This window comes from Psychrobacter sp. CX10, from assembly GCF_057621575.2.
Window position 1 is genome coordinate 2,671,708 of the sequence record NZ_CM177736.1, and the last position, 26,046, is coordinate 2,697,753.

At 39.9% G+C, this 26,046-nt stretch carries 19 protein-coding genes; 4 read left to right on the top strand and 15 right to left on the bottom strand.

Features of this window, described 5'->3' with window-relative positions:
• Nucleotides 1–23 precede the first annotated feature (23 nt).
• The 15 genes from dprA to rpmH form a co-directional block, all read right to left on the bottom strand.
• Nucleotides 24–1,424, bottom strand: coding sequence for a DNA-processing protein DprA (gene dprA / locus AC21OH_RS10790; RefSeq protein WP_487371168.1), 1,401 nt, complete (start codon nucleotides 1,422–1,424; stop codon nucleotides 24–26).
• A 202-nt stretch (nucleotides 1,425–1,626) separates the two neighbouring features.
• Entirely contained in the window at nucleotides 1,627–2,778 is a 1,152-nt protein-coding gene (locus tag AC21OH_RS10795; RefSeq protein WP_487371158.1) for a LysM peptidoglycan-binding domain-containing protein, read from the bottom strand.
• Nucleotides 2,779–3,025: 247 nt separating this feature from the next.
• On the bottom strand, nucleotides 3,026–4,450 hold the full coding sequence (thrC, locus tag AC21OH_RS10800) for a threonine synthase (protein WP_487371157.1): 1,425 nt from the start codon (nucleotides 4,448–4,450) through the stop codon (nucleotides 3,026–3,028).
• A 363-nt stretch (nucleotides 4,451–4,813) separates the two neighbouring features.
• Nucleotides 4,814–5,569, bottom strand: a complete 756-nt coding sequence (locus AC21OH_RS10805) for an abortive infection family protein (protein WP_487371156.1) — start codon at nucleotides 5,567–5,569, stop codon at nucleotides 4,814–4,816.
• Nucleotides 5,570–5,832: 263 nt separating this feature from the next.
• A complete protein-coding gene (locus AC21OH_RS10810; RefSeq protein WP_487371155.1) occupies nucleotides 5,833–6,270 on the bottom strand; it encodes a hypothetical protein in 438 nt (145 codons plus the stop codon).
• A 46-nt stretch (nucleotides 6,271–6,316) separates the two neighbouring features.
• A complete protein-coding gene (locus AC21OH_RS10815; RefSeq protein WP_487371154.1) occupies nucleotides 6,317–7,822 on the bottom strand; it encodes a transcription antitermination factor NusB in 1,506 nt (501 codons plus the stop codon).
• Between the two features lie 53 nt (nucleotides 7,823–7,875).
• The gene (gene fmt, locus AC21OH_RS10820; RefSeq protein ID WP_487371153.1) at nucleotides 7,876–8,925 is read right to left on the bottom strand and encodes a methionyl-tRNA formyltransferase; all 1,050 of its coding nucleotides are present in this window, start codon (nucleotides 8,923–8,925) and stop codon (nucleotides 7,876–7,878) included.
• Nucleotides 8,926–9,033: 108 nt separating this feature from the next.
• A complete protein-coding gene (locus AC21OH_RS10825; RefSeq protein ID WP_487371152.1) occupies nucleotides 9,034–9,636 on the bottom strand; it encodes a riboflavin synthase in 603 nt (200 codons plus the stop codon).
• Between the two features lie 472 nt (nucleotides 9,637–10,108).
• On the bottom strand, nucleotides 10,109–11,125 hold the full coding sequence (gene ribD / locus AC21OH_RS10830) for a bifunctional diaminohydroxyphosphoribosylaminopyrimidine deaminase/5-amino-6-(5-phosphoribosylamino)uracil reductase RibD (protein WP_491140422.1): 1,017 nt from the start codon (nucleotides 11,123–11,125) through the stop codon (nucleotides 10,109–10,111).
• A gap of 281 nt (nucleotides 11,126–11,406) precedes the next feature.
• A complete protein-coding gene (gene nrdR / locus AC21OH_RS10835; RefSeq protein WP_486536250.1) occupies nucleotides 11,407–11,874 on the bottom strand; it encodes a transcriptional regulator NrdR in 468 nt (155 codons plus the stop codon).
• A gap of 267 nt (nucleotides 11,875–12,141) precedes the next feature.
• Nucleotides 12,142–13,575, bottom strand: a complete 1,434-nt coding sequence (gene mnmE, locus AC21OH_RS10840; protein ID WP_487371150.1) for a tRNA uridine-5-carboxymethylaminomethyl(34) synthesis GTPase MnmE — start codon at nucleotides 13,573–13,575, stop codon at nucleotides 12,142–12,144.
• A gap of 361 nt (nucleotides 13,576–13,936) precedes the next feature.
• On the bottom strand, nucleotides 13,937–15,646 hold the full coding sequence (gene yidC, locus AC21OH_RS10845) for a membrane protein insertase YidC (RefSeq protein WP_487371149.1): 1,710 nt from the start codon (nucleotides 15,644–15,646) through the stop codon (nucleotides 13,937–13,939).
• A gap of 295 nt (nucleotides 15,647–15,941) precedes the next feature.
• Nucleotides 15,942–16,313 carry a membrane protein insertion efficiency factor YidD gene (yidD, locus tag AC21OH_RS10850; protein WP_487371148.1) on the bottom strand — a complete coding sequence of 124 codons (372 nt, stop codon included), beginning with the start codon at nucleotides 16,311–16,313 and terminating at the stop codon, nucleotides 15,942–15,944.
• A gap of 65 nt (nucleotides 16,314–16,378) precedes the next feature.
• Nucleotides 16,379–16,756, bottom strand: a complete 378-nt coding sequence (rnpA, locus tag AC21OH_RS10855) for a ribonuclease P protein component (RefSeq protein ID WP_487371147.1) — start codon at nucleotides 16,754–16,756, stop codon at nucleotides 16,379–16,381.
• Between the two features lie 176 nt (nucleotides 16,757–16,932).
• The gene (gene rpmH, locus AC21OH_RS10860) at nucleotides 16,933–17,067 is read right to left on the bottom strand and encodes a 50S ribosomal protein L34 (RefSeq protein ID WP_007394757.1); all 135 of its coding nucleotides are present in this window, start codon (nucleotides 17,065–17,067) and stop codon (nucleotides 16,933–16,935) included.
• Nucleotides 17,068–18,012: 945 nt separating this feature from the next.
• Between rpmH and dnaA the strand changes: the two genes are divergently transcribed.
• From dnaA to gyrB, 4 genes are all read left to right on the top strand, one after another.
• Complete coding sequence (gene dnaA, locus AC21OH_RS10865) at nucleotides 18,013–19,410, top strand: chromosomal replication initiator protein DnaA (RefSeq protein WP_486536245.1); 1,398 nt, start codon at nucleotides 18,013–18,015, stop codon at nucleotides 19,408–19,410.
• A gap of 299 nt (nucleotides 19,411–19,709) precedes the next feature.
• Complete coding sequence (dnaN, locus tag AC21OH_RS10870; RefSeq protein ID WP_487371516.1) at nucleotides 19,710–20,885, top strand: DNA polymerase III subunit beta; 1,176 nt, start codon at nucleotides 19,710–19,712, stop codon at nucleotides 20,883–20,885.
• Nucleotides 20,886–21,277: 392 nt separating this feature from the next.
• Nucleotides 21,278–22,771 (top strand): DNA replication/repair protein RecF, encoded by a 1,494-nt coding sequence (gene recF / locus AC21OH_RS10875; RefSeq protein WP_487371517.1) that lies wholly within the window; start codon nucleotides 21,278–21,280, stop codon nucleotides 22,769–22,771.
• 408 nt (nucleotides 22,772–23,179) lie between these two features.
• Nucleotides 23,180–25,834, top strand: a complete 2,655-nt coding sequence (gene gyrB / locus AC21OH_RS10880; RefSeq protein WP_487371518.1) for a DNA topoisomerase (ATP-hydrolyzing) subunit B — start codon at nucleotides 23,180–23,182, stop codon at nucleotides 25,832–25,834.
• The last annotated feature ends 212 nt before the right edge of the window (nucleotides 25,835–26,046 follow it).

A 26,046-nucleotide genomic window follows, 5' to 3' on the forward strand; every position in this document is an offset into this window, starting at 1 on the left:
CTGTCTGTACGCCAATGAACCTGTTATATACGTTTGTATCGCCCACCAATTTGCACCAAACTACCTAAAAGCTCTAGTTCCATTAGTTGACTCAATAAGGTAGATGTGTCAATTTGTGTTTTACGTACCAATATATCTAAATCCTGACCATCAAAATCTATATGCGTCCATAATGGTTGCAAATGCGAGGGAATTGAGACCTTAGGTACAGGCGCTTGGTTACTTAATGAGGTTTGCTTACTTAACGTTGCTTGGTTACCTAATGGCATGGATGCAAAACCAGTCGCTTTTACGTCTGCCATAAATGCTGATGCTATAGGTTCAATCGGTTGAGAGGTATTAGATGGCTTCTTAATAGCCGAAATTGTTTTAGAAGTGTCATCAAACGCTGAATTTAAGGCTGCAGAAGAGTTTTGAACCGGATGTTGAACAGAGTTTGGAATTGAAAACTCAGCAGCATGAGCAGTAAGTGATTCGCTGTGAGACTTTATATGTTGACGCTGTATGGGCGTAACCAGTTGATGCGACAAATCACTGACTACTTGCTCTGGATGATAGATCAGTGTCGCCCCTTCACGAATAAGATGATGACACCCTTGTGCATTAAGGTTATCAACGGTACTTGGCATAGCAAATACCTGTTTACCTTGATCAGAGGTTAGACGTGCGGTGATCATTGAGCCACTTTTTATCTGAGCTTCTGTCACGATTGTACCTAAGCTTAAACCCGCTACTAAACGATTGCGTCTTGGAAACGTATGCTTATTTGGTAGGGTGCCAGGCAATAGCTCACTGATAATACACCCGCCTTCCTTAACGATCCGATCAAACAAGGCTTGATGCTGTTTGGGATAGCAAACATCGATACCTGTTCCCATAACGCCTACCGTGCGACCAGCACAGTCTACAGGCTGCGATAAAGCACCCATGTGTGCCTGTGCATCGACCCCTTGCGCCAGCCCACTGGTAATAATATAACCTGATTTGGCTAAATACTGCGCCATATCAAATGTCAATTTTTGTGCACTAGGGGTGGGCTTACGACTGCCTACAATGGCTATTTGCGATTGATTTAATCGATCGATATTACCCCGGACAAATAAGACAGGCGGTGGATCAAATAAAGCGGCAAGCTGTAAAGGATAGCGCTCATCTTGTAGAAACAACAAACCATACTCGCCTGTCTTTACGCTGTGTTCAATGTGAGCCAAAAACTGTATATCATACTCTGCACTGGCTTCAACATGCCGTGTTATATGCTTTGCATGAATCTTAAGCGCACGCCAAGTATCGGGCGAGCTTTGGAGGGCAAGCCTTGCATCACCAAAGTGTTTGGATAGTTTATGATAGGCAGACAACGAGGTATTCACCCGCTGCCATAGTAGTAAAATTGACTTTTGGGTATCGCTCAAACCTTGAGACATCATTGAATCACTAACTGGGCGGCTATCGTTTATCGTTACTGTCATCCTGCTTGCAAACTCTTAAAACTCATCAAATATCCTATACATTTTAATTCCAGTAGACGTCTATTTTTGCAATCAACTCATACTGGGCGGCATAAGCCAGATAAGTGTCTATTAACACTCATGGTTTCGCCTACTGTTCAACTGATTTTAGTCAATTTTATCTAAGCGTTGGCGGTAATAATCGGTCGCCCACACTCAATGCTAATTCTGAATCTAGGACATAGGCATAGCTAATCTTATCAAAGGTTTTAAATATCATAAGATGACCCGCTTGCTCACTTGGTAGGCGTACCGCCATATCATTGTCATAGACATCACGTACCAATGCGCCGCGCTGGAATATGGTGAATACATCACCAGCACTTACCCCATTTTCGCTACCCAAATTCACTGCAACGACGTCACCGGCGCCAGCACTGCTAATAGAATCCATAATTCTAACGATCTGTCCGCCTCTGTTTGCAGTACCTGCTTTAGGATAAAACACGGGTGGCAATTGCGGACTGGTCTCGATAAAGACGCGATCGCCCTCACGTACCTCAGAATCAAAAGACTCTAGCAACTGCAGACTGGAGATACCATTGGCAGCAACACTCATTACTCTGCCAGACGCCACCTGTTGTACTTCAAGACCTATTAACTCTTTAGATCGTGAGTCAACGTAGGGCTGCTTTTCACGATAAATACCATAGCGCTGTCCGACAATTAGCGGCGCCCCTTTCACATAAATCTTATCGCCTGCACCAGTAATAAGATTACCTGTTTTAGAGGCCAGTACATAAGGCGTGGCATTAAAATGTTCTGGATTGACAATGGTATTTTTATCTAGCCAATGCATGATTGCTGATAACGGAATGGGAGGAATACTGTTATCTAGCGGGGTGATGGTGACCGTCTGCTGCGGAGTCGCCGCTTTAGTCATATTGCGTTCAATCCCAGCGCAGCCCTCACCCGTATCAATACCAATTAAGGTCTCCCCTTTGATGATACACATCAATAATATGTCGCCAGGGTATATGAGATGGGGATTTTTCACCTGTTTGTTCGCCGCCCATATTTCACGCCACTGCCAAGGGTTATTTAAATAACGGCCCGAGATATCCCACAAGGTATCGCCTTTTTTTACCACATAGCGGTTTGGCGCATCTGGCTTAACTTTAGGTGGTGGATTGTTGGCATGAGTAGCCGTTGCACTAAATAACATAGCTGCTGACATGCCTACTATAAGCCACTTCTTAAATACTGCGGTCTGGTTTAGTGCCACGGTCGACATAGTATGTGCTATTTTGTTGCGATAGGATGGGGTCATTGAATTATCCAAAAGTCGAGTTATGCCACTATTTTGCTACATTTTTAGGGTGAAGTCATAGTATTTAGTAAAAATAAGTCATAAGTTTTGATATAGAGAGCATTTTAGTGGCCTAAATAGTTGTCTACTTAAATAATTGACGACTTAGATTGACCACTTAGCAAGCATTCAATTGTTTTACCCGCCTAAAGCTTTAGTCCATAACACGCAAAGGTTAGACCTATACCAATAATAACGAGCATACCTATTAAGCAGGCGCAACCACCGCTCTTATCTCATCGGCGACCAAACTGGCATCGTTGTCCAAAACTGTCACGTGCTGCTCTAGACTTTCAATGTCTTTGGTGTGCTCTGGACGCTCAATATCAATTTGTCCCACTGCCTCAAAAATAGTTTCAGAGAACTTGGCTGGCAGTGCCGTTTCTGCACAAATAATAACCTCACCGTCTTTTTGTAGTTCACGCGCTACTTTCACGCCATCGGCAGTATGCGGATCAATTAAGTCGTTGTAGTTTTCATACAGATCTTTAATGGTGTTTAGACGGTCTTGATGCGTTGATTTACCGGCTGCAAAGCCATAACGAGTATTCACCGCTTCTAACACATCCGACAAATCAAAGCCTTTACCTGATTTAACCCCATCGAACAACTCATGCACCCGCTTACTGTCTTTTTCCAATAACAGATAAATGAAGCGCTCAAAGTTAGATGCTTTGGAAATATCCATAGACGGGCTAGAGGTCACATACGTTTGTTCCGCAGGGCGAGGGCTATAACTGCCTTGATTAAAGAAATCGTTTAGCACATCGTTCTCATTAGTAGCGACGATTAAACGCTCAATTGGCAGACCCATCTCACGAGCAATATGACCGGCGCAAATATTACCGAAGTTACCTGAAGGAATACAGAAGCTAACCTTTTTATCGTTATTGGCATCATTATTAGTGACAGCGAAATACGCCTTAAAGTAATAAACGATTTGCGCTAAGATACGACCCCAGTTAATCGAGTTCACCGTACCTAAACTATATTTTGCTTTAAAATCCGCATCTTGCTGCAATGCTTTGACGATATCCTGACAGTCATCAAACATGCCTTTAATCGCAATGTTATGAATATTAGCATCGGTCAAGCTGTACATTTGCGCACGCTGAAACGCACTCATTTTGCCATGTGGCGACATCATAAACACTTCGATATTGTCTTTACCACGTAGCGCATATTCTGCTGCACTACCGGTATCCCCACTGGTCGCACCAATGATGGTTAAACGCTTGTTTTTGGTTTTGAGCACATATTCAAACGCATTACCCAAAAACTGCATCGCTACGTCTTTAAATGCCAACGTGGGACCATTAGACAACCCTAAAATATATAAATCATCTTCTAATTTACGTACCGGCACAATGTCCTCAGAACCAAAAACCTCAGCCGTATACGTGCGCTCAATAATATCTTGTAAGTCTGCTTCATCAATATCGGTGGCATACAGACGCATAATCGCAAATGCCAACTCGGGATAGCTCAGCTTACGCCATTTATCTAAAGTCGCACCATCAATTTTCGGATAGCTCTCTGGCAACATCAAACCACCATCTGGCGCAAGTCCCATCAACAACACATCGCTAAAATCCATCGGCTCAGTTTGACCACGGGTACTGATATATTTCATGTTTTGTCCTATCTACGAGTCTTATAATATTAGATTAGAAAAAGAGTAGCATATTTTGAGAGATAAGCCATATTAAATAGAGGTATGATTGGATTTTGTAGCTAATCCAGCTTTCCACTACTATCTTGGTTGGCATAAGGGCGGGCGCTAATAGCAAGTTGCATTCCTGCTATCACGATACTGCCCCTTGCTAAGCGCCCGCAACCTTATGCTACACCAAGTATATCCGCTGCAATTTGGGCTAAACCGCTCCTACGTTAGATACCCCAGTCCTTTAAAGGATGAGTTAAGAGTGGTTAAAGTACCGTAGTGTGGGTGCAATGCATCCGAACCTGAAAGTAGCTTAGCATCCATGCTACTACTTTAGCTTTTGTAGCTTTCATTATAGCTTGATAGTAGAAAGTGTGACATTGAACCAGCAAGATTAACTGCTAATTCAGCGTGTCTTGGTTTAGGTTTAATATTAATAACTCCTTGTCCATGAGCATCGCCTACATTATTTCTTAATTGTCCCAAACCATTAACAATCCCTGAGCAACCTCCAAGAATTTGTTTAAAAATTAGGTTTTTCTCGTACTGGCTAGCTGACATTTTTAGTAATTCTGAAGTACGTTTATATAGTTCTGATAAATCTGTGTTTTTATCATAAGATATTCTTTCAAGGTCTAAAATGTGTTTACAGACAGATTCAATCAAACTTCTCGCTAAGGTAATAGCCCCTTCGGGGTCATTCTCCATACGATCTGTAGCTTTCTTCCACATAGCATCAATATGTCCTGAGTTTATAACGGCAATAGATTTGTCAAAAGCAGGAGTGATACCTGATCTATCAAACTCTATAGCATTAAGCAAACTTTGAAATTCGCCATAAATAAAGGCTCTACGTTCAGCATAAGAATCATATTTGGTCTTAATAAATTGCCAAAATTGATTCAAATCTCTTTTATGTCTAACAAAGTCGGGCACTAAATTATTAAACTTCGATTCAAGAATTATTTTTCTTAATAGAATGTAGTCTTGATTTTTAGGATCTCCCCCAGTAGCACGAGAGATTAAAATACTTTGAAGACCATTCGCTTGGTCGTATATTGTAGGTAACTCGACTAATATATTACTCATGAAAACCTCTATCTCAAATTGCAATGTTGATAGTGTTCTTAATACTAATATATTAAGTATCTGACTAAAAACAAACTATAATGTATCAAGTAAAGCATTCCAATACTACTTATCAGATGTCAGTCAAGACTATGCTGTTTAGAGTGGTATAAGCAAACATCTACTTTACGTGACCAATGTTGATTTTACTGATATCTATCTAATCACAGTGTTTGCCATCCGTCCTAAGAGAAACTGCACTACTTAAGCTGTAATTCAATGAACTAAATTTGAAATAATTTTCTTATGAATTTTTCTTCATCAAGATTTCCATTCTCATCAAAATAGTTTTTTTCAACAAAAATATAATTAGCCCAATTTGGGTCGAACGAAAGCTTGTTCATTTCTTTAACAATATCCAACTCACTTACTTTAGAGAAATCCTTTTTTATTAACATATTTGCAAGCTCGATAACTCTTTTATTCCTTTTATACTCATCCGTATTGTAATATGAGATGACTTTGTCAAAGAACTTTTCAAAGTTTAAAGACCCATCTTCATTGTTATAATCATTACTCCAAAAAATATAATTACTCCAACGTGGATCAGGTAATAGTTCTTGTAATTCTTCACAGATAGCTGCTTGATCAGCTTCCGATGAGTCTTCGTTTAAGAGTTCAGTTAATAATTCTATTGCTTTTGACTTCTGAGAATCATTCATAGGGCTAACCTAAAGTTAAATGAATTAAAATCATACTAGCGTAATACTATACCTTCCTCAATACCGCATAATAAAACCCATCACCGCCAGCTTGAGTTGCTTCATCAAGAGGCAAACACTGACGACCAACCGCTTGCTCAATGCCCCAATTAGTTTTCTCATCGTCAAACGCCACAGCCACCGCATCATCATGACGCTCAAGAAATGCCTGCATTTGTTCCACGTTTTCTTGCTTTAATATCGAACAAGTGACATATAAAAAGTAACCGCCACGTTTTAGTTGCGTCCATAAATTATCTAAGATTTGCTCTTGCAACTGCGCCGTATGTTGCACATCTTCCTCGGTACGCAGTAAGGCAATATCTGGATGACGGCGAATAACACCGGTTGCGGTACAGGGTGCGTCAAGCAATATGGCATTAAAGCCAGTCGATTTATTATTTGTCTCTTTTGCCTGCCAAGTGGTTGCATCCACGCATTCGATGTCCAAATACAATTTGCTATTCACGATAGGCGCGGGCAATTGCAACCGTTCTAAATTCTCAAAAATACGGGTAATACGTGGTGCTTCGTTATCAATAGCCGTTAGCTCGACTTTATTAAAGAGAGTCGTCGATTCTTTAGGTTGTTTCACGTGAAACAAACCTGTATTTTGCTCTTCCCGCTCACCTAGTAACTCAAGCCAATGCGCCAACTTCCCCCCTGGCGCAGCACAGGCATCTAGTAATCGTACAGTCTCAGTTGGACTAGCAATGATCACTTTTTGAAGTAGCGCATCAATAATAGGCGCCGCCAATTGAGCATGCGCATCTTGTACGCTAGCAATACCCGACTCAAACTCGGGCAGGCGACTCACAGGCACGCTATCTATTAGCGCTATAGCTTGTTGATTAATAGCAACCGTTTCATCAGCGTTCTCAGTATTTATTGAGGTTTCTAAAGAGACCAATTCTGCTGCTATCTCTGCCTCATTAAGTTGTGCCAAATAGCGTTCACAATCGGTTTGTAAGTTATTAACCCGCAAAAACATCGGAGCGGACTGGCGCAGGCTTTGGGTTAATTCATCATACTGATCTCGCCAATCTGATTTTAACTGCTGAGCCAACCAATTAGGCAGGCTGTGATTTTTATTGGCCTTTTTTTGAAATTTATTCGGATTTTTAGCTACTTTACGCAGTACCGCATTGACCAGACCTGATGCCCGATCAAATTTGATCTGCTTGACCGCTTCTACCGTTTCATGAATCGCTGCATGGTCAGCCACATTTAAGTACAACAGTTGAGTCAAACCCAATTGAATTGTGGTACGCACCTCAATCTCATCAATTGGATTGTCCGCTAAACTATCTAGCAAGCGTGCGGTTGCATGCCAATGGCGTAAAGTTGTGAGTAATAAGGCATGTGCAAAACCTTTATCATCGCCACCCAAACTATTGAGTAGTGGATCTAATAACGTGCTTAATGATTGACCTTGTTGAATGGCGAGCAAAGTATTGATAATAGCCACACGCACATTTTTTGGTTTCGATTGATACTGCTGATTATTGCTCATTGAATGCCTAATTATATATTTGCTCGGATTAATATAGGGTTACTTGATTGAACTTAATTTTGTGATACAAATCGATCGCCATTATCAAGCTGATTACCATGACAGATTTGCTCAGCAGTGACAGGTTTGCTACCTGCAAATTGCAACTTGGTTAAACGCAGGGTAGTTGCCACGTCATCATCTGGGCTGTTTTTACCACAAGCCACTAAGATAGCCTGTTTACCAACACTAATAACCGTACCCGGCTTTTCGCCCGTAGTTTGTGAAGAATTTACTGACATGGCTGATAAGACTTTTACCCGTTTAGGCTCACCTTCGTCTTCTGAATCTGCCAAAAAGGTGTAAGCTCCCGGATAAGGATGCATACCGCGTATTTGACGCTCGATATGAGTCGCCGACTTGTTCCAATCAATTTCACCTTCCGCTTTGCTCAATTTCTCCGCATAATTCGCTAAGCTATCGTCTTGTTTTTCAGCCTGAGCTTGATAGTTGGGTAAGTCTTTTAAAACTTCTATAATCGCCTTAGCACCTAACGCCGCCATTTTGTCATGTAAACTGGCAGTGGTCTCATCAGCGGCAATATCGTATGCCACTTTATACAGCATATCGCCGGTATCTAAGCCTTTATCCATTTGCATAATGGTAATGCCTGTCTGCTTATCACCTGCTAATATGGCACGATGAATCGGTGCTGCTCCCCGCCAACGGGGTAAAAGCGACGCATGAATATTCAAGCAACCAAAGGTCGGTGTGTTCAATACACCCAGTGGTAAAATTAAGCCATATGCAGCGACTACCATCACATCGGGTTGATAGTGTTTTAAAGTTTCACGTGAAACAGCTCCGTTATCTTTCTTTAAACTAAAACTAAGGGGTTGCTCTACAGGAATATTGTGCTCAAGCGCTAACTGTTTAACGGGCGATGCGGTTAGCTTTTGACCTCGTCCAGCTTTACGGTCTGGCTGGGTATAAACCGCAACAATCTCTATATTTAGCGCATCACGTTGTTCTATCAAAGCTTGCAGTGCTACGGCAGCAAATTCAGGTGTGCCTGCAAAAATAAGTCGTTTTTTAGCTAATTGTGACGAATTAGGTGAACTCATATCAGTCTCTTTATTAACAAAGTTGAGTTATTGCTTATTATGCAATCCATTGGGGCTTAAATTTTAAATATAAGAAATCAATATAGTCCAGATTAACTTCGATATGCATTATCCAGCATCAGCACTGTTCAATCTTTCTAGATAGCGAGCAATTAAATCCACCTCAATATTGACTTGTGCACCTTCTTTCCAATGTTTACCTATATTAGTGACTTCAGCTGTATGCGGAATAATGTTTAAACATACAATATTGTCTTTGACCAAATTTGTGGTAAGGCTAATGCCATCTACTGTGATTGAGCCTTTTGTCGCTGCGTATTTTTTTAAAGTATCAGGTATGGCTATTTCGATATAAATTGAACGCGCATCTTCTTGCATTAACTCTATAGTACCCACGCCATCAACATGACCTGAAACCATATGTCCACCGAAACGTGTGGTCGGAAGCATGGCTTTTTCAAGATTTAATGTGTCTCCTTGTTGCCACTTTCCCATTGTTGTCTTATCCATAGTTTCACGTGAAACATCTACTGAATAACTATCTTTACTTATATAAACTACAGTTAGACAAACCCCATTACTGGCAATAGAGTCTCCCAATTTAATATCATTAAAATCTAAACTTTTCGACTCTATTGTTAATCGAACGTCACCACCAACTTCCTCTATAGATTTTAAAATGCCCGTACTTTCTATAATTCCTGTAAACATAAAAGACCCTTTTTCAAATGGTAACTATTAACTTAACCTGTGGATAACTTTAATTCTAGGATTTTAAACCATTTAATTGTGTTCAAAATTGAATACTTATCCACAACCAACCCCTTAATTAGCGCCTACAAATAAATATTTCATAGTTTCACGTGAAACCTATACATAATAACCATTTTCACGAATTTAAGATTCATTAATGTTCCATGTGAAACCTATTTAATCCACAGTTTCATGTGAAACAGCTAGACTTAATGCTATAAACTTTATATATGAGATATGAATTGTGGATAACTTTAAACTACCTTTATTAAGTCACATAGTGAAAATTTCTTAATATAACTCGTAGTTCCTGATTTAGAGAACTATATGTAGCTACTATACTAAAGTTACAACTCAATGAGACAGACAGATATTAATTAAATAAACCATAAATATTTACTAAATATTTAATGGATTATCTGACCCTAATTTATTTTATTGGTTTGTAAACTATTTTTAAGTCATTACCTATACGCGAGCTATCAATAAGTTGTAAACGTAATTGTTGAGATAAATGTTGTAAGTCTATATTCAACATCGGACGAGCCGCATGTCCTAATATGCAGGGCGCTTGATATACCACCAGCTCATCAACTAAACCTGCTTGAATAAAACTGCCTGCAAGCGTCGCACCCGACTCTACCAATACATCATAAATCTGATTTTCACTCACTAACTGCGCTAATAACTTTTTGAGATCAGAGTCATGAACAATGTGGGTAGATGAATTCTGTAGAACATTGTAGTCTGATCCTGCTAAACGTTGCCGTCTATCAAGAATGAAAATCTTTGGTTGCGGCACGTCATTTACATCTACTCCAAGCTGGGTAGAGCGCATATTTAATAAAGGATTATCGTCAATAATAGTTTGACTGCCAGTGATAATTGCACCGCTCAACGCTCTTAACTTCTGTACGTCTTCTCGAGCTGCCGGACCTGTAATCCACTTTGACTGTCCAGAAGCCATGGCCGTTTTACCATCTAAACTGGTTGCAATTTTGAGTCTGACGTAAGGCATTTGGGTTCGCATGGCTTTTAAAAACCCCAAATTAAGCTTTTCAGCACTCTCAGCAGCAACACCTACAGTCACACGAATACCAGCTTTAATAATCATATCAGCCCCGCGTCCAGCGACTTGAGGATTAGGATCAAGTCCCGCGATAACTACACGGCCGACTCCTGATTCAATTAACGCTTTAGCACAGGGTGGTGTGCGTCCTGTATGGCTACAAGGTTCTAAGGTAACGTATGCAGTCGCGCCTTCAATATTAGCTTTGTTATTATTTAAAGCATCTCTTAACGCAAAAACTTCGGCATGAGGCTCTCCTGCTTTCGGGTGATACCCTCTACCAATTATTAAGTTATCTTTAACAATTAAACATCCTACCGCAGGATTTGGGCGGGTGGTGAATAGACCTTTTTTAGCTTCTTCAATCGCAATTGACATGAAGTAGCCGTCTTGGGGCTGTCTATCAGATACTGAAAACTGTGTGGAGGTTACCTCTAAGTTTGGCGATGAGGTCTTAGAGTGTGGTGACATGAGATACTCTTTATTTGGAGTTTGAGGCTAGATCGTTTAAGAACTTAATCATAACCATAATTAATTGTATAAAGTATAGGAAATATACGATTAAGTTAAGTTTAAAATGCTTTTATCCTAGAAATGAAGTTATAAAGAACAAAGCTTTAAAGAATTAAATTTATAAAACAATCACTTAGGCAAGTTTGTTATGTCATATCTGAACCAGAAGGGCGAATGTTTTGTAATTCTTGCCTAAACGCTTCAATATCTTGAAAGTCTCTATAGACACTGGCGAAACGTACATATGCCACGTCATCTACCTCTTTAAGCTCAATCATGACAATTTCGCCCAAATCCTTACTATTTATTTCACGCTCACCTAACTGACGTATGCGTTTTTCGATACGACTAATCATGGCTTCCTGTTCATCTAAGGTGACCGGTCTTTTTTGTAACGGTAATTGAATCGAACGTCTTAATTTTTGCGCATCGTAAGGCTCTATTCTACCGTTTGATTTAATAATACGCGGCATAACCACTTCGACCACTTCAAATGTCGTAAAGCGTTCTTGACATTGATTGCATTGACGACGACGACGAACCTGAGCACCTTCTGCCGCCAGCCTTGAGTCTATAACCTTGGTGTCATCGGCATTACAGTAGGGACATTGCATACTTTTTCTCTTTGATAATAAGTCAATCATTCACGTTATAAATTTATAAAAATCCAAATACAAAGCTAGATTGCACGCTTAAAATATCTTTTATGGATTCAAGACGTGGTTTAAAGGTTCCTAACAATATTTTATCTGGCTGTTGTATCTAGTTGTCGGATTAAAGTTGTCGGATTAAAGTTGTCGGATTAAAGTTGCCTGATCAAGTTACCGAATTAAAAAACTAAAGGGTACTTTAAGTTTATAGGTTAATACCGACTTGTTGATTTATTTACCAATACAAAAACTGCCAAATATTCGGCCTAATAGATCATCGGCGCTAAATTCGCCTGTGATTTCACCTAAGCTAAATTGGGCCTGACGCAAACTTTCAGCCACCAGTTCTCCCGCTTGAAACTCAACCAGTTGCTCATAAGCATCATCTAAATGTTGTTGCGTCCGTTTCAGTGCGTCAATATGTCGAGTACGGGCAATGAGGCTATTTTCCGGGGGATGAAAACCGACCTTGTCACACAATGTGGTAATCAGAACATCTAAGCCCTGTGATGTTTCACATGAAACATTAACTTGTTCGTAACCTTCAATAATGACCTTATCGGGTAACGTGGTCATTTGGTTTGTCTGTGTCGAAACCCTTTTAACAGAACTATCGATAAAGTTATTGTCAACCAAATCTCGCTTATTGCCAATGAGTAATAACTTAGCAGGTTCCAAATTCGACATTGATGTATTCTGGGTAGCAAACAGGTCTTTAGACAATTGAATAGGATCAACTTCTTTAGATAAATCATACACCAAAAGTAGCAAATCTGCTTGTTTGATGGCGTTATGCGCTCTTTGTATACCGATGCGCTCTACCGTATCGGCAGTATCTCTGAGACCGGCAGTATCGGTTAAATGAATCGTTAATCCGTTTAAAACAATCGTCTCTTGTAGGGTATCACGAGTTGTCCCAGCTACCTCAGTCACGATGGCACGCTCTTGTCCCGCCAAACTGTTTAGAAGGCTAGATTTACCTGCATTAGGACGCCCCGCCAAAACCACATGCACCCCGTCACGTAATAATTGACCTTGCTGGGCAGTAGCCAGTATGTGGGTTAACTTATTTTGAATATCAGTCAGCTTATTCTCAATAATACCATCACTCAAAAAATCAACATCTTCCTCATCTGGGAAATCAATAGAAGCTTCTACATAAAGACGCAGCTCTATCAAAGATTCTAACACTTGATTAATTTTATTTGAAAATTCACCAGTAAGGGAGCGTATGGCACTGCTCGCGGCAGCAGCACTAGTGGCATCAATAGCATCGGCTATCGCTTCGGCTTGAAGCAGATCTAGTTTATCATTTTCAAAAGCTCGATAAGAGAACTCTCCAGCCTGAGCTTGCGATGCACCAAGTTCGAACACGCGCGCCAATAATTGATTTTGAAGTATGACGCCCCCATGGCCTTGCAACTCGATAACGTCTTCACCAGTGAACGAATGAGGCCCTTTAAAATACAGAACCACACCTTCATCTAGCACCTTGTCATCGGCGTCATAAAACCTGCAAAAGCTCGCTAATCGAGGTTTAAAATCCGCTTTCCCTGTTAATTGGCAAGCGATGTCATAAGCTTTAGATCCTGATAGTCTAATGATACCGACGCCGCCTCTACCAATGGGGGTGGCTATAGCAGCAATCGTTTTAGTATGGCTCATAGTGATTCATATACCTTAAGAATAAGGGCAATCATTAGCAGTATAAGCTGTTTTAAATACAACTGATAAATTGTCGCTAATGATAACGCAAATGATGAGTGGTTTACGCGTGCCTATTGACCAAAATAAACACATATAGTCAGTGAACTACTAAATGGTTACGGTATTTAATTCGCTAAGCCTACTTGTATCGTACTTTAATATAGTTGCCTTTTACCATTTCAGAATTCTTTGACTATAGCTTAATCATGGTAGGTGTAACACAATAAATATACAATACCATTTATAAAGTAAAAGCACCCATATGCTGACATATGGATGCTCTAAATAAGCTAAATGACTTATGAGTTATCGTTTTTATTTAGCTTGCCATTCTTGCGGCTCTTTCTCTTTGTTCGCGCTCTACCTTTTTATTTACCACATACTGCTGACCCATCGTGAATAAGTTATTCACTGTCCAATATAAAACGAGACCTGCCGGGAAGAACAACATAAATGCGGTAAATATGATCGGTAAAAACTTCATTACCTTCGCCTGCATAGGATCAGTAGGTTGCGGGCTGAACATCTGCTGAGCGAACATACTTGCACCCATCAGTATTGGTAAAATAAACCAAGGATCCATTGCTGATAGATCTTGAATCCATAATATCCATGGTGCGTGACGAAGCTCAACGCTTTCTACCAATACCCAGTACAAGGCTAAGAATATAGGCATTTGTAACAAAATAGGCAAACAACCCGCCATTGGATTGACTTGCTCTTCTTTATAAATGGCCATCATCTCTTGCGACATCTTCATACGATCGTCGCCATGCTCTTCTTTCAATGCCTGCAAACGTGGTGCAATCGCACGCATTTTTGCCATCGAATAATAGCTTTTGTTTGAGAACCACATCAGTGCAATCTTAACCAAGACGGTTAACGCAATGATTGACCACCCCCAGTTACCTACGATTTTGTGAATGCCTTCCAAGATTGCAAACAATACTTTAGAGATGGGCCATAAGAATCCATAATCTACAGTTTTGTTAAGACCTGGCGCCACTTCAATTAATGCAGTTTGATCTTTAGGGCCTGCATATAATGTCGCGGTAACATTTTTCTGTTTTGCAGCAGACACTTCGATAGGCTGACTGTTCATACCAATAAAATAGTCGCCGCCCGTTTCACGTGCAAAAAAGCTGCCTGTGAAGTTTTCGGGTGTCCATGCTGATACAAAATAATGCTGAACAATACCTACCCAGCCATCTTGACTTGACGCGGTTAGTTTCTCATCATTAAAGTCTTTAAATTTGAGCTTATTGTATTCATCTTCTGGCGTGCCCCAAGCACCCCCAAGATAGGTTGCCATACTTAAGGCACCTTTATCAGCCATACCAGGATCTTTACTGCCATCACGTTTTAGCTGCGCGAACATCTGGCCATTCCAAGCTTTGTTAGAGGCATTATTGATGTTGTAATTCACCGCAATCGGATACTTACCTTTGGTAAATGTAAAGGTCTTAGTAATCGTGACCCCATCTTGTTTGATGGTTAAGGGCACCTCTAAAGTTTCTTGATCGGGTTGCAAGATATAGCTTGTCGCATCATAGCTATATTTAGCACGCCCTGACGGGGTATCCACACCATCTTCACCAATTAAACCAGACTGGGCAATGTATACTCGGTCTCCAGACATTTCAAGTAATTCAAACGGGTTTTCACTGTCGAGCGTGGCATCATAATCGCGCAAAGCGGCATAAACAACGTCACCACCTACAGGATCAATTTTGATTTGATAGCGATCTGTTTGAACGTCTATCAATGCCTGTGTTTCAGGTTTGGTTGTATCAGTGTCTGTTCCAACAGTTCCAACATTGGGAACATCGGTGGCTGCGGTCGCAGGGATATCACTCACACCTGTACTGGTCGGGATATCAGCAGAGGATGCGACAGTGGTTACCGGTTGGGTCACTGCATCTTCTGAAACAGGTGGCTTATCGGCATAGTCCTTTTGCCAGGCTAATACCAACAAATAAGCGGTAATCAACATCGCGATGATGATGAGCACCCGTAGTATCTTTTGCATAAGATTGTCCTAAACAACTTAAATTAAATAATCTGAAAATGAGCCTCTAAAGACGTAACGGTCATATCTTCAGCGTATCAATGACTCAATGTTAAATCGACAGCACTTTAATAAATACATCTATAGCGGTTACAAAATGATGACTATTTTACTAAAAAAACCTCGTAAATGATATAGATACCCAACAGCTATGTTTATCAGTGCATAGTCAACTCTATTCGTTAATTTTATTATTGAATTATTTTGATTTAACTGTTTTGATTTAACTATTGTTATATAAATAAGTCTTTAGAGTTTAACGTTTTAAACGTTTAGATAAATGTGACATATAACTACTGGTGTCCACATAAACACCTCGAGCAATAAATAAAGTTTCACGTGAAACATATTGCTGATTAACTAAAATCTTGCTAACAGGCTTGTAGGTATATTGATATAGAGGTAACGGTACAAAATCTATGCCATGACCGCCTAAAGGATGACAACGTGATAAACGCTTTACCAATAACCATCCTCCTTTTTGTGGACCATGCCACCGAATAGCCGTAAGACCATAATCTGAGCAAGTAGGATAATAGCGGCAACGTGCAGGCATAATGGGGCTTATAAAAAAACGATAGCCTTTAATAAGAGACAAGAGCAGTTTGGATAACATGGATGTCATCATGATAGACTGGCCCCCTTTTATATGTACCTCTGATAAGATATTAAATGAATACGCCGCTATGCTTATTACCCTTTGAGCGGCTTATGCCTTTCATACTTTTTTTTAGTCTGTGCCATAATAGTCATAATTTCTTTATATAGGGCATCGTTACTTAGGCTCTTAGTTGACTGTTTGACAATAAAAACAATATCCACATGCGGTAAGTCATGCTGTTGATGTCTAAATACTTCTCGTACCATACGTTTAATTCTATTACGAGCAACGGCTGTCGGCACTTTCTTTTTGGTGATGGCCATCCCTAATCGAGCTTCAGAGTATCCTGTATCACTGACAAATGCCATCAAATGATTTTGATGTACTTTAAATAGAGGTTTATTAAAAACGGTTTTAAATTGATCGGGTTTGAGCAAACGTTTAGTTTTAGGATAGGTAAAATTTATCATTGAAGAACCAATAGTAAAATAATTTATTCATAAGATGTGCTAAACAGTCTAACTTAAGCATGACTTAAATATGCGCAATAAAAAAGCACCTAATTTAGGTGCTTTTTATCATAGAATTCAACTTGTTTACAATACGATTAGGTTATGCCATTAGAACTGATTAATTGAAATATGAATTAAACGGTTAAACGATGACGACCTTTTGCACGACGGCGTGCTAAAACTTGACGACCTTTTTTAGTTGCCATGCGAGCACGGAAACCATGGGTGCGTTTGCGTTTGATAACGCTTGGCTGGAAAGTACGTTTCATAAATCACCTATAGATAATCAACAAATAAGTTGAGGTAGACTTCACTAAGAATTTGTAATAACGAGCGATTATGCCACTGTAAACGCCTGATGTCAATAATAATTAAAGGCATTAATCAGATACCAGTGCCTTAAACCCTGATGAGTTTCTTTATGCATACACTAAAACAATAAAATCATCTGTATTGGAATACTATCTATGTGGGCTATATGGTAACAATAGCTAATATCTGTAGTCTATTACTTGAAGATTATAAATAAAGGGTATGGACAAAATAAATGCTAGCTAAGTCCAATATGCATAAAGCTTCATAACTCTATATGTTAAATTAAACCGAAAGCTAGCGTCAGACTTAAACCACAACTACCTTCGTTATTAGGACCCATTTGGGTTTCTATTAATTCATTCCCAAAAAATAAATATCAAACTTATTTTGATATTCAGTTATTCATCAATATTGAATTTTTAACCAAATTAATTGATTTAATATTCACTCATATGCCTGCTAAAGCCTTTGATAATAAGACGTTTAATTTAGTAAACTCTTTTAACGCTTATTGAAGTTATCCACAAAAAGGTAATTACCCTATAATATTATATATATAAGTTCTTTTGTTATTATTAGTGTATGGTTTTACTGTGAATAACTATAATAATTCTAATTAAATCAATAAATTATATTGTGGTTATCATTGTGCATAACCTGTTACTAATCTATGTATAACTTCTTATTAAAAGTTATACACAGGCTTACTAACAAAGTTATCCACAGAATAAATAAAGTGATAATTTAGATATTATATGCTAAAGTTATCACATTAGTCGTACGGAATATGAAAATATTCACGTCTCTTTTTTACGTATGTTTTTATCTGTCCTTAAAATTTGCAGGTATTCAGGATTGGCAAGTCCTTAAGGTAGGTAAAGTTTTAGGATTAGTGACTCATGTCAGATGGTTTATCAGTGTGGGATGAATGTCTTAATGATTTAAAGTATCAACTCAAAGAAAATGAGTTTACGATGTGGCTACGCCCGTTAACCGCAAAAGTTACGGGTAATACTTTAGAATTACTTGCGCCTAACCAATATTTTGTCTCTCATGTTCGTAAAAACCATGTTGAAGAAATTAAGAGATTGGCCAAAAAGCATAGCGGTGGTCAAATAGACGACGTTGTCATTCAAGTAGAAAGCAGCGCTCAAAACGATAGCACTGATGCTGTGGATGGACTAGCAACAGGTGCGCCTGAATCTTCTCAACAAAATACATCACGTGCTGCTGATACGCGTACTCGATCTGGAAGCAATCTTACCAATGATAAAGCGCTCAGCTATATTGACCCTCATTTTACATTTGAGACTTTTGTCAGTGGTAAGTCAAATATGCTCGCGTATAAAGCGTGTTTAGAGCTTGGTAAAAAACAGTCACAAAATCGCCATAATCCCCTATTTTTATATAGCGCTTCGGGACTAGGTAAAACCCATCTGATGCACTCAGTTGCACACCGGTATCTGAAGTTAGGTAAAAGTTTTTACTACTTTTCTTCTGAAAAATTCATCAATCAGTTGGTCTCTGCTTTACGCAATCAAAAGATTGAGCAGTTTAAAAAGAAGATTAAACGTGTTGATCTATTGATTGTTGATGACATACACGTATTGGCAGGCAAAACCAAATCTAGTAACGAGTTTCTCTCTTTATTCGCTGATTTCATGGTAGAGGGCAAGCAGGTGGTATTGGCCTCTGACCGTCATCCTTCACAGATGACAGAGTTTGATGAACGATTTCGCTCACGGTTTTCATCAGGTTTGGCAGTGGCTATTGAACCACCTGAGATGGAAACACGAATGCAGATCTTACAAAAAAAGGCAAGTTTGTCTAATGTGATGCTGCCTAAAGAGTGTGCCTTGTTTATTGCGCAAAATGTGGTTTCCAACGTGCGTAGATTGGAAGGGGCTTTGAATCAAGTCATTGCCAATGCTAATTTAACAGGCAATGCTATCGATCTTGATATGGTGCAATATGCCCTAAAAGATGTGATTGCGATTCGCTCTCAAGCTGTAAGTATGGATAATATACGTAAAGTTGTGGCTGAGTATTATGATGTGTCTGTAAAAGATTTGATGGGTAAAAAGCGTACTCGGAGTATTGCCAGGCCGCGTCAGATTGCCATGTCGCTTGCGCGGGAGCTGACCAAAGATAGCTATCCTGATATAGGACAATCCTTTGGCGGCCGCGATCACACCACGGTGATGCACGCTTGCGATAAGGTTGCTCAGCTGCGTAGTGAAGATCCGGCTTTAGATAAAGAGTACAAAGCATTAGCCATGACGCTACAAGCGGGATAAAGTTGTGGTGTTTTCATAAGTATTTAAAGCCATTCTTGGCTAAGTTGTGCCGCTTCACTCTGAGTATAGCTTGGGATATCATAACCTTAAATGGTCTTAATAAATTCGCCACAGTTACCTTAATGCAGCAATTATAATATTTAGTTATACTAAGTGACTGCGAAATCTGTATAAGTTCATTGTGGTGCTATGAGATATTATGTGTCATATTAAATTCTAAGATCTAATTAATAAGATCAAACTATAAGAACAAACTAAAAGATTAAACAATTAAGACCTAATCAAAGAGTCCTATCATTATGCAACTGACTATTAATCGTGAACTATTATTAAAAGCCATAAATCTGATTGCTAAGGCAGCAGATAAACGTCATAGCATGGCGGTTTTAGGAAATATAAAACTTGAGATTACCGAACAGATGCTTATATTGACGGCCTCAGATTTGGAGGTTGAGCTATCTGCACAAGTAAAGCTTGGTAATGGGTCAAGTGGTGATATTGGTGCAACCACCTTACCGGCTAATAAGCTGCACGAAATTTGTAAGTTATTACCTAAAGATACGATGGTAAATATCAAAGCAGAAGCCAACGAGCGCTGCGTTATTACCAGTGGCAAAAGCCGCTTTGTACTTGGTACCTTACCGGCAGCAGACTTTCCACTATTGGGTAATCCAGCAAATATAACGCCCCTAACTTTAAGCCGTACGGTGCTTCTGGATTTAATGGCAAAAACTGAGTTTGCCATGGCGATTCAAGATGTGCGTTACTACTTAACTGGCATGTTATTTGAAGTTGGTCAACGTCAGTTAACCACGGTTGCCACTGATGGTCACCGCTTAGCTTTGGCGCGTAGCGCAATTGATGTGGCAGATGATTTTCAAATGCAAGCCATATTACCGCGTAAAGCAGTCATTGAGCTTGAGCGTCTGGCAAATGAGCTGGGTAAACTGGTGGGTGATAGCGATGGTAATCTGACCTTAAGTTTTGGCCGCGAGTTTTTGCAAGTTAGCTTGCCCTTTGGTAATGTTGACAGTACGGGTCAAATCGATGATTCAATTGTCGTTACCTTTACCGCACGCTTGATAGACGGTAAGTTCCCAGATTATCGCCGTGTTATGCCTAGTAACACGGACAAAACCGCGTTGGTGAACAAAGAGCAATTAACCGATGTGCTGCGACGTGTTTCTATTTTAAGTAATGAGAAATCTAGAGGGGTTATTTTTAACTTCTCTGCCGATGGCAATGTCGAAGTGCGTGCTAATAACGCTGAGCAAGATGAGGCTGTAGAGGCGCTGCAAGTGCAATATCAAGGCGATCCTATAGAGCTGTCTTTTAATGCCGCCTACTTGCAAGATGTACTTGATGTATTGATGGGCAGTGTGGAGCTACACATGGGTCAAGCCAATAGTTCCGTACTGGTCAATCAACAAAATGACAGTCAGCATCAATATGTAATTATGCCTATGCGTATCTAGTTTTAAATTAGCTTAATAGGGGACGGTACTGTAATGGTTTAAGCGTAAAGGTTGGTCTTAGTGATTAGGCCAAAGGAGACACAATAATATTAACTTATTAAACCATATTTTTAAAAACTGATTAAACAAAAGCCAAATAAATTGAAGCTAAATAAACAAAAGCTTAATAAATTGCTAAAGCAAAACTCTAAAGTTTTGCTTTTTTATTTTAGCCAAATCAAATAGGTTAGGGCTAAGTTCTAAGTTCTAAGTTCTAAGTTCTAAGCTAAGCTAAGCTAAATAGGTTATACACGATAAAGTAAGGTCTGACCTTCTATCATCTTATTAACATTTTTATTGATTTATAGCGGTATAATCTGCTGATTGAGCACAAATGATGCAAGGTATTGTCTATGTTGACCCAGCTAAGCATATATCATCTACGTAACCTACACATGGTAAGCTTGCAGTTAGCACAGTGTAATGTGTTTATTGGGCCCAATGGTAGTGGTAAAACCTCCTTATTAGAATCTCTATATCTACTCTCACGCGGCAAAAGCTTTCGCCATCATCAGCCAAAGCGCTACATCTCTCACCATAACCCACATACCACCGTCCATGCTAAATTCTCAGACGGTAATAGTATGGCCATTCAAAAAGCGCAAGATGCGAGTACCTCATTAAGGCTTGGACAACAAACGGTCTATGTCCAAAGTACACTGACCAAACAGCTGCCTACCTTGCTTATTGATCCCTCTTCTATGGATGTCCTTGAGGTAGGGAGTGGCAGTCGGCGGCAAATGCTCGATTGGATAACGTTCCACGTGAAACCTGGTTTTCATGCGCAGTGGATAGCTTATCAAAGGTTACTAAAACAGCGTAATGCGTTGTTAAAACAAACCAAAGTCCTATCTGAAGCACAAAAAAAAGAGTTGGCTGCTTGGGATAAAGGCCTAGCTACCCACGCCGGATTAATTACTCATTATCGCAAGCATGCTTTTGAAGAATGGCGGCCACTATTTGATGACTTACTAAAACAACTGTTACCTGCCTACGCGCCATTTATCGAGTTGAGATTTTCAGCGGGATATAACATCGATGTGCCATTAGATGAGCTATTACAGCAGCGACTAGAACAAGACAGTCAAGCAGGGTACACTCGTATTGGTTGCCACCGAGCGGATATACAAGTGTTATGGATAGATAACGAGGAAACAAGACAACAGGCCCAAGCAAAAGCACAACGTCACGCCATGGACACACTCAGACCTCAACCAAATTTAGAAGCATCACATGCCGTTAACGTCACAGAAGCTATGCACAGTAATGAGCAACAGCACCTCCATTCTGAACGTTCTATGTTAACTGATGATAATACTGATCACAGTGACAACAAAGACAACAAAGACAATAAAGACAATAAAGACAATAAAGACAATGATATTAATTCAAATGATGTCTTAAACAGCATTTCTAATGAGCGTACATTTGCAGAGAATGACTCAACTCATCATCAAGAAGCCGTAGACAGTCAAAGTAGTGTGCGAGAACAAGCAGCCAATGTTTTATCACGCGGTGAAAAAAAGCTTTTGGTTACCGCATTAAAGCTCTCACAGTTGCCGTTACTTGTGCATGCGCAACAAATGGAGTCAAATGACGGCCGGTTTATAGCTAATGAATCTTTGATGTCTAGCGTACCTGTGGTACTGCTTGATGACATTACCGCTGAGCTGGATGAGCGTGCGCTCGATATGCTATTAACGACCTTGTCGCAGTTAAACTGTCAAGTGTTTATTACCAGTTTATATGACGCCATAATTGGCAAAGTAAGCATGTTATGGGAAGATATAAATTTGTTTCACGTGAAACAAGGTCAGGTTGTTCCTTTAAATCATGCGAATGAGTAATGCGTATGGATAATACGAATGAACAATACGAATGAACAATATGAATGAACAATATGAATGAACAATATGAATCATCGTAAGCCTGATTTACATCCTAAAACGTAGCGCTGCAAAAAGACATCAAATTAGCGTTAAAAGTAACGCAGCTCAAGCCCCAATTTTCATAAGATCGCTATGGAAGACAACAAGATTTTTTTGCTAAAAAGTGGTATAATTATCGATTAAATTTGTACGCATTATTTATGCGTATGAGCAAAGATATTTGGCGCTTTATTTTGCCATAACTCAATAAAAATACGCTATGACGGAATACATTAAACCGTTTCACTGCGCTGTGTTAATGATACAAACTTGTCTTGTTCGTATTGCTTGCACACTCAGCATTGCTGTTTTAGTAAAGGATAACTCATGAGTGAATCAAATCATACTACTGATCTAGAACACGCTGATCTAGAACACGCTGATACCTTGCCTAAAGATATAGACATTGCAGACTTACCAAAAGGGGTAGACCCAGAAGAGTATAGCTCAAAAAACATTCGAGTATTAAGAGGACTTGAAGCGGTTCGCGTCCGCCCAGGTATGTATATTGGTGATACCGATGATGGGACAGGTCTACATCATATGGTATTTGAAGTCGTGGATAATTCCATCGATGAAGCTTTGGCAGGTCATTGTGACCAAATTGATATTATTATTCATGAAGATGAATCGGTCAGCGTGATGGACAATGGGCGCGGTATTCCTGTCGATATTCACCCTGAAGAAGGGGTGTCTGCCGCTCAAGTTATTATGACGGTGCTACACGCAGGTGGTAAGTTCGATGACAACAGCTATAAAGTATCTGGCGGTCTGCATGGTGTAGGCGTCTCAGTTGTAAACGCCCTCTCTAAAAAGCTTGAAATGAACATTTGGCGTGAAGGTCATCATTATCAGCAAACCTATAGCGATGGGGTGCCAGATGGTAATATCCAAATGCTTGAAGAGACTGATAAAACCGGTACGCAGGTTCGTTTTTACCCCAGCCCAGAGGTCTTTACTGGAACAGTATTTGATTTTGATATCTTATCCAAACGTTTACGTGAATTATCATTCTTAAACTCTGGCGTACGCATCGTCTTAACTGATGAGCGTACCGACAAACAGCATGTATTTGAGCACAAAGGCGGTTTATCTGAGTTTGTGGCTTATATCAATTCCGGTAAAGAAGGCTTAAATGAAGTTTTCCATTTTGTCAGTGAGCAAGATGACGGTATTGTGGTCGAAGCTGCCTTGCAGTGGACGGATACTTATAATGAAAAAGTTTTGTGTTTTACGAACAACATTCCTCAAAAGGACGGCGGTACCCATTTATCAGGATTCCGTTCGGCATTGACCCGTTGTCTTAATAGCTATATGGACAGCGAAAAATTGATGAAGAAAGAGAAGGTTAATACCACAGGCGATGACGCCCGCGAAGGCTTAACTGCTATTGTCTCTGTCAAAGTGCCTGATCCTAAGTTCTCAAGCCAAACCAAAGATAAGCTTGTGTCCAGCGAGGTAAAATCTGCCGTTGAGTCTGCGATGCATGACAAATTTAATGATTATTTGTTAGAGCACCCAGGGGCAGCGAAAGCGATCGCTACTAAGATTATTGATGCGGCGCGTGCTCGTGATGCGGCGCGTAAAGCCCGCGAGTTAACGCGTCGTAAAACTACCTTAGACATTGCTGGTCTGCCTGGCAAGCTTGCTGACTGTCAAGAAAAAGACCCGGCTCTATCTGAATTATACATTGTGGAGGGTGATTCAGCTGGCGGTTCTGCTAAACAGGGTCGTAGTCGTAAGACACAAGCAATTTTGCCACTTAAGGGTAAAATTCTGAACGTGGAACGTGCGCGTTTTGATAAGATGCTGTCTTCTGCTGAGGTTGGGACACTTATTACAGCACTAGGTTGTGGTATTGGTCCAGATGAATATAATCCAGATAAAGTCCGTTATCATAAAATTATCATTATGACCGATGCCGACGTCGATGGATCACATATTCGTACGCTATTATTGACGTTCTTCTTCCGTCAAACCCCTGAGCTTATTGAACGTGGATATGTTTATATTGCACAGCCACCTTTATATAAAGTGAAAAAAGGCCGTCAAGAGCTGTATTTAAAAGACGATGAGGCCCTAAAAGCCTATTTGTTATCGTCCACTATTGATGATATGAACCTACACATTAGCGAAGACGCGCCCTCTATCACTGGCGAAGCTTTAGAGTCACTTCTTAATGATTACAACCAAACACAGTTGGTCAAAGGCCGCTTACAAATCCGCTATCCTGCGGTGCTGTTAGATGCCCTTGCACATGTGCCCAAGCTTACGACAGATATGACGTATGATCATGATGTCATGGTCGAATGGAAACATAGCTTACAGCAGCAACTAGAGCACTTTGGCAGCGAATTGAATCCAATGATTGAATTGGATAATATTCATGCGCCGCGTACCGAGGAGCTGACCGAAGCCGACAAAGACGCAAACAATCAGTTTAAATTTAAAATAGGGGCAAAAGTTTATAGCCCTAATGATGAGCTAGAAGATGCCAAAGTGGTCGAAGGGGAAGACAGTGATATGCTCTCAACCAAACCGCAGTGGCTACCTCGCATAACCATCTATGTACATAATTTAGCTCAGCACTATTTACTTGATGCTGGTTTCTTTAATTCTGGTGAATATGCTCGTTTGATGCGTTTGTCTAAAGAATGGAATACCTTGTTAACTGAGACGGCGTATATCCAACGTGGAGACAAGCAAATTCTGTTACGTAACTTTGATCATTTATGGCAGCAAGTGATGCAAGAAGCAAGACGTGGTCTGTCTGTACAGCGCTATAAAGGTCTGGGTGAGATGAACGCCGATCAGCTTTGGGATACCACGATGGATCCTGAAAATCGCCGTATGCTTAAAGTTACGATTGAAGATGCGATTGCGGCTGATCATCTATTTATGTGTTTAATGGGTGATGATGTGGAACCACGTCGTCAGTTCATTGAAGAGAATGCGTTGACGGTGACTAATTTAGACATTTAGTTTATCGACTCATTTGTTTAAAAACTTTATCAATATTATTAAGTTGCTGATTAATTCACAATAAAAAGTCATCTTGTTATTCAAGGTGACTTTTTCTGTTTCACGTGAAACTGAATTTGCTTAAATAACATTAAGTTATTTGAATAGGCATTACAAGGAAATCAAAAGCTTATAGTCAGAAAAGTACTAAACGGTTATGATATTAACCTCGC

Excerpts from the sequence above, each read along its gene's own strand:
- AC21OH_RS10815 (WP_487371154.1), bottom strand. The coding sequence starts at position 7,822 with ATGAGCAATAATCAGCAGTATCAATCGAAACCAAAAAATGTGCGTGTG.
- thrC (WP_487371157.1), bottom strand. The coding sequence starts at position 4,450 with ATGAAATATATCAGTACCCGTGGTCAAACTGAGCCGATGGATTTTAGC.
- rpmH (WP_007394757.1), bottom strand. The coding sequence starts at position 17,067 with ATGAAACGTACTTTCCAGCCAAGCGTTATCAAACGCAAACGCACCCAT.
- rnpA (WP_487371147.1), bottom strand. The coding sequence starts at position 16,756 with ATGATAAATTTTACCTATCCTAAAACTAAACGTTTGCTCAAACCCGAT.
- fmt (WP_487371153.1), bottom strand. The coding sequence starts at position 8,925 with ATGAGTTCACCTAATTCGTCACAATTAGCTAAAAAACGACTTATTTTT.
- dnaA (WP_486536245.1), top strand. The coding sequence starts at position 18,013 with ATGTCAGATGGTTTATCAGTGTGGGATGAATGTCTTAATGATTTAAAG.
- AC21OH_RS10805 (WP_487371156.1), bottom strand. The coding sequence starts at position 5,569 with ATGAGTAATATATTAGTCGAGTTACCTACAATATACGACCAAGCGAAT.
- dnaN (WP_487371516.1), top strand. The coding sequence starts at position 19,710 with ATGCAACTGACTATTAATCGTGAACTATTATTAAAAGCCATAAATCTG.
- ribD (WP_491140422.1), bottom strand. The coding sequence starts at position 11,125 with ATGTCAATTGCGATTGAAGAAGCTAAAAAAGGTCTATTCACCACCCGC.
- yidC (WP_487371149.1), bottom strand. The coding sequence starts at position 15,646 with ATGCAAAAGATACTACGGGTGCTCATCATCATCGCGATGTTGATTACC.
- dprA (WP_487371168.1), bottom strand. The coding sequence starts at position 1,424 with ATGTCTCAAGGTTTGAGCGATACCCAAAAGTCAATTTTACTACTATGG.
- AC21OH_RS10795 (WP_487371158.1), bottom strand. The coding sequence starts at position 2,778 with ATGACCCCATCCTATCGCAACAAAATAGCACATACTATGTCGACCGTG.
- gyrB (WP_487371518.1), top strand. The coding sequence starts at position 23,180 with ATGAGTGAATCAAATCATACTACTGATCTAGAACACGCTGATCTAGAA.
- AC21OH_RS10810 (WP_487371155.1), bottom strand. The coding sequence starts at position 6,270 with ATGAATGATTCTCAGAAGTCAAAAGCAATAGAATTATTAACTGAACTC.
- mnmE (WP_487371150.1), bottom strand. The coding sequence starts at position 13,575 with ATGAGCCATACTAAAACGATTGCTGCTATAGCCACCCCCATTGGTAGA.
- yidD (WP_487371148.1), bottom strand. The coding sequence starts at position 16,313 with ATGATGACATCCATGTTATCCAAACTGCTCTTGTCTCTTATTAAAGGC.
- AC21OH_RS10825 (WP_487371152.1), bottom strand. The coding sequence starts at position 9,636 with ATGTTTACAGGAATTATAGAAAGTACGGGCATTTTAAAATCTATAGAG.
- recF (WP_487371517.1), top strand. The coding sequence starts at position 21,278 with ATGTTGACCCAGCTAAGCATATATCATCTACGTAACCTACACATGGTA.
- nrdR (WP_486536250.1), bottom strand. The coding sequence starts at position 11,874 with ATGCAATGTCCCTACTGTAATGCCGATGACACCAAGGTTATAGACTCA.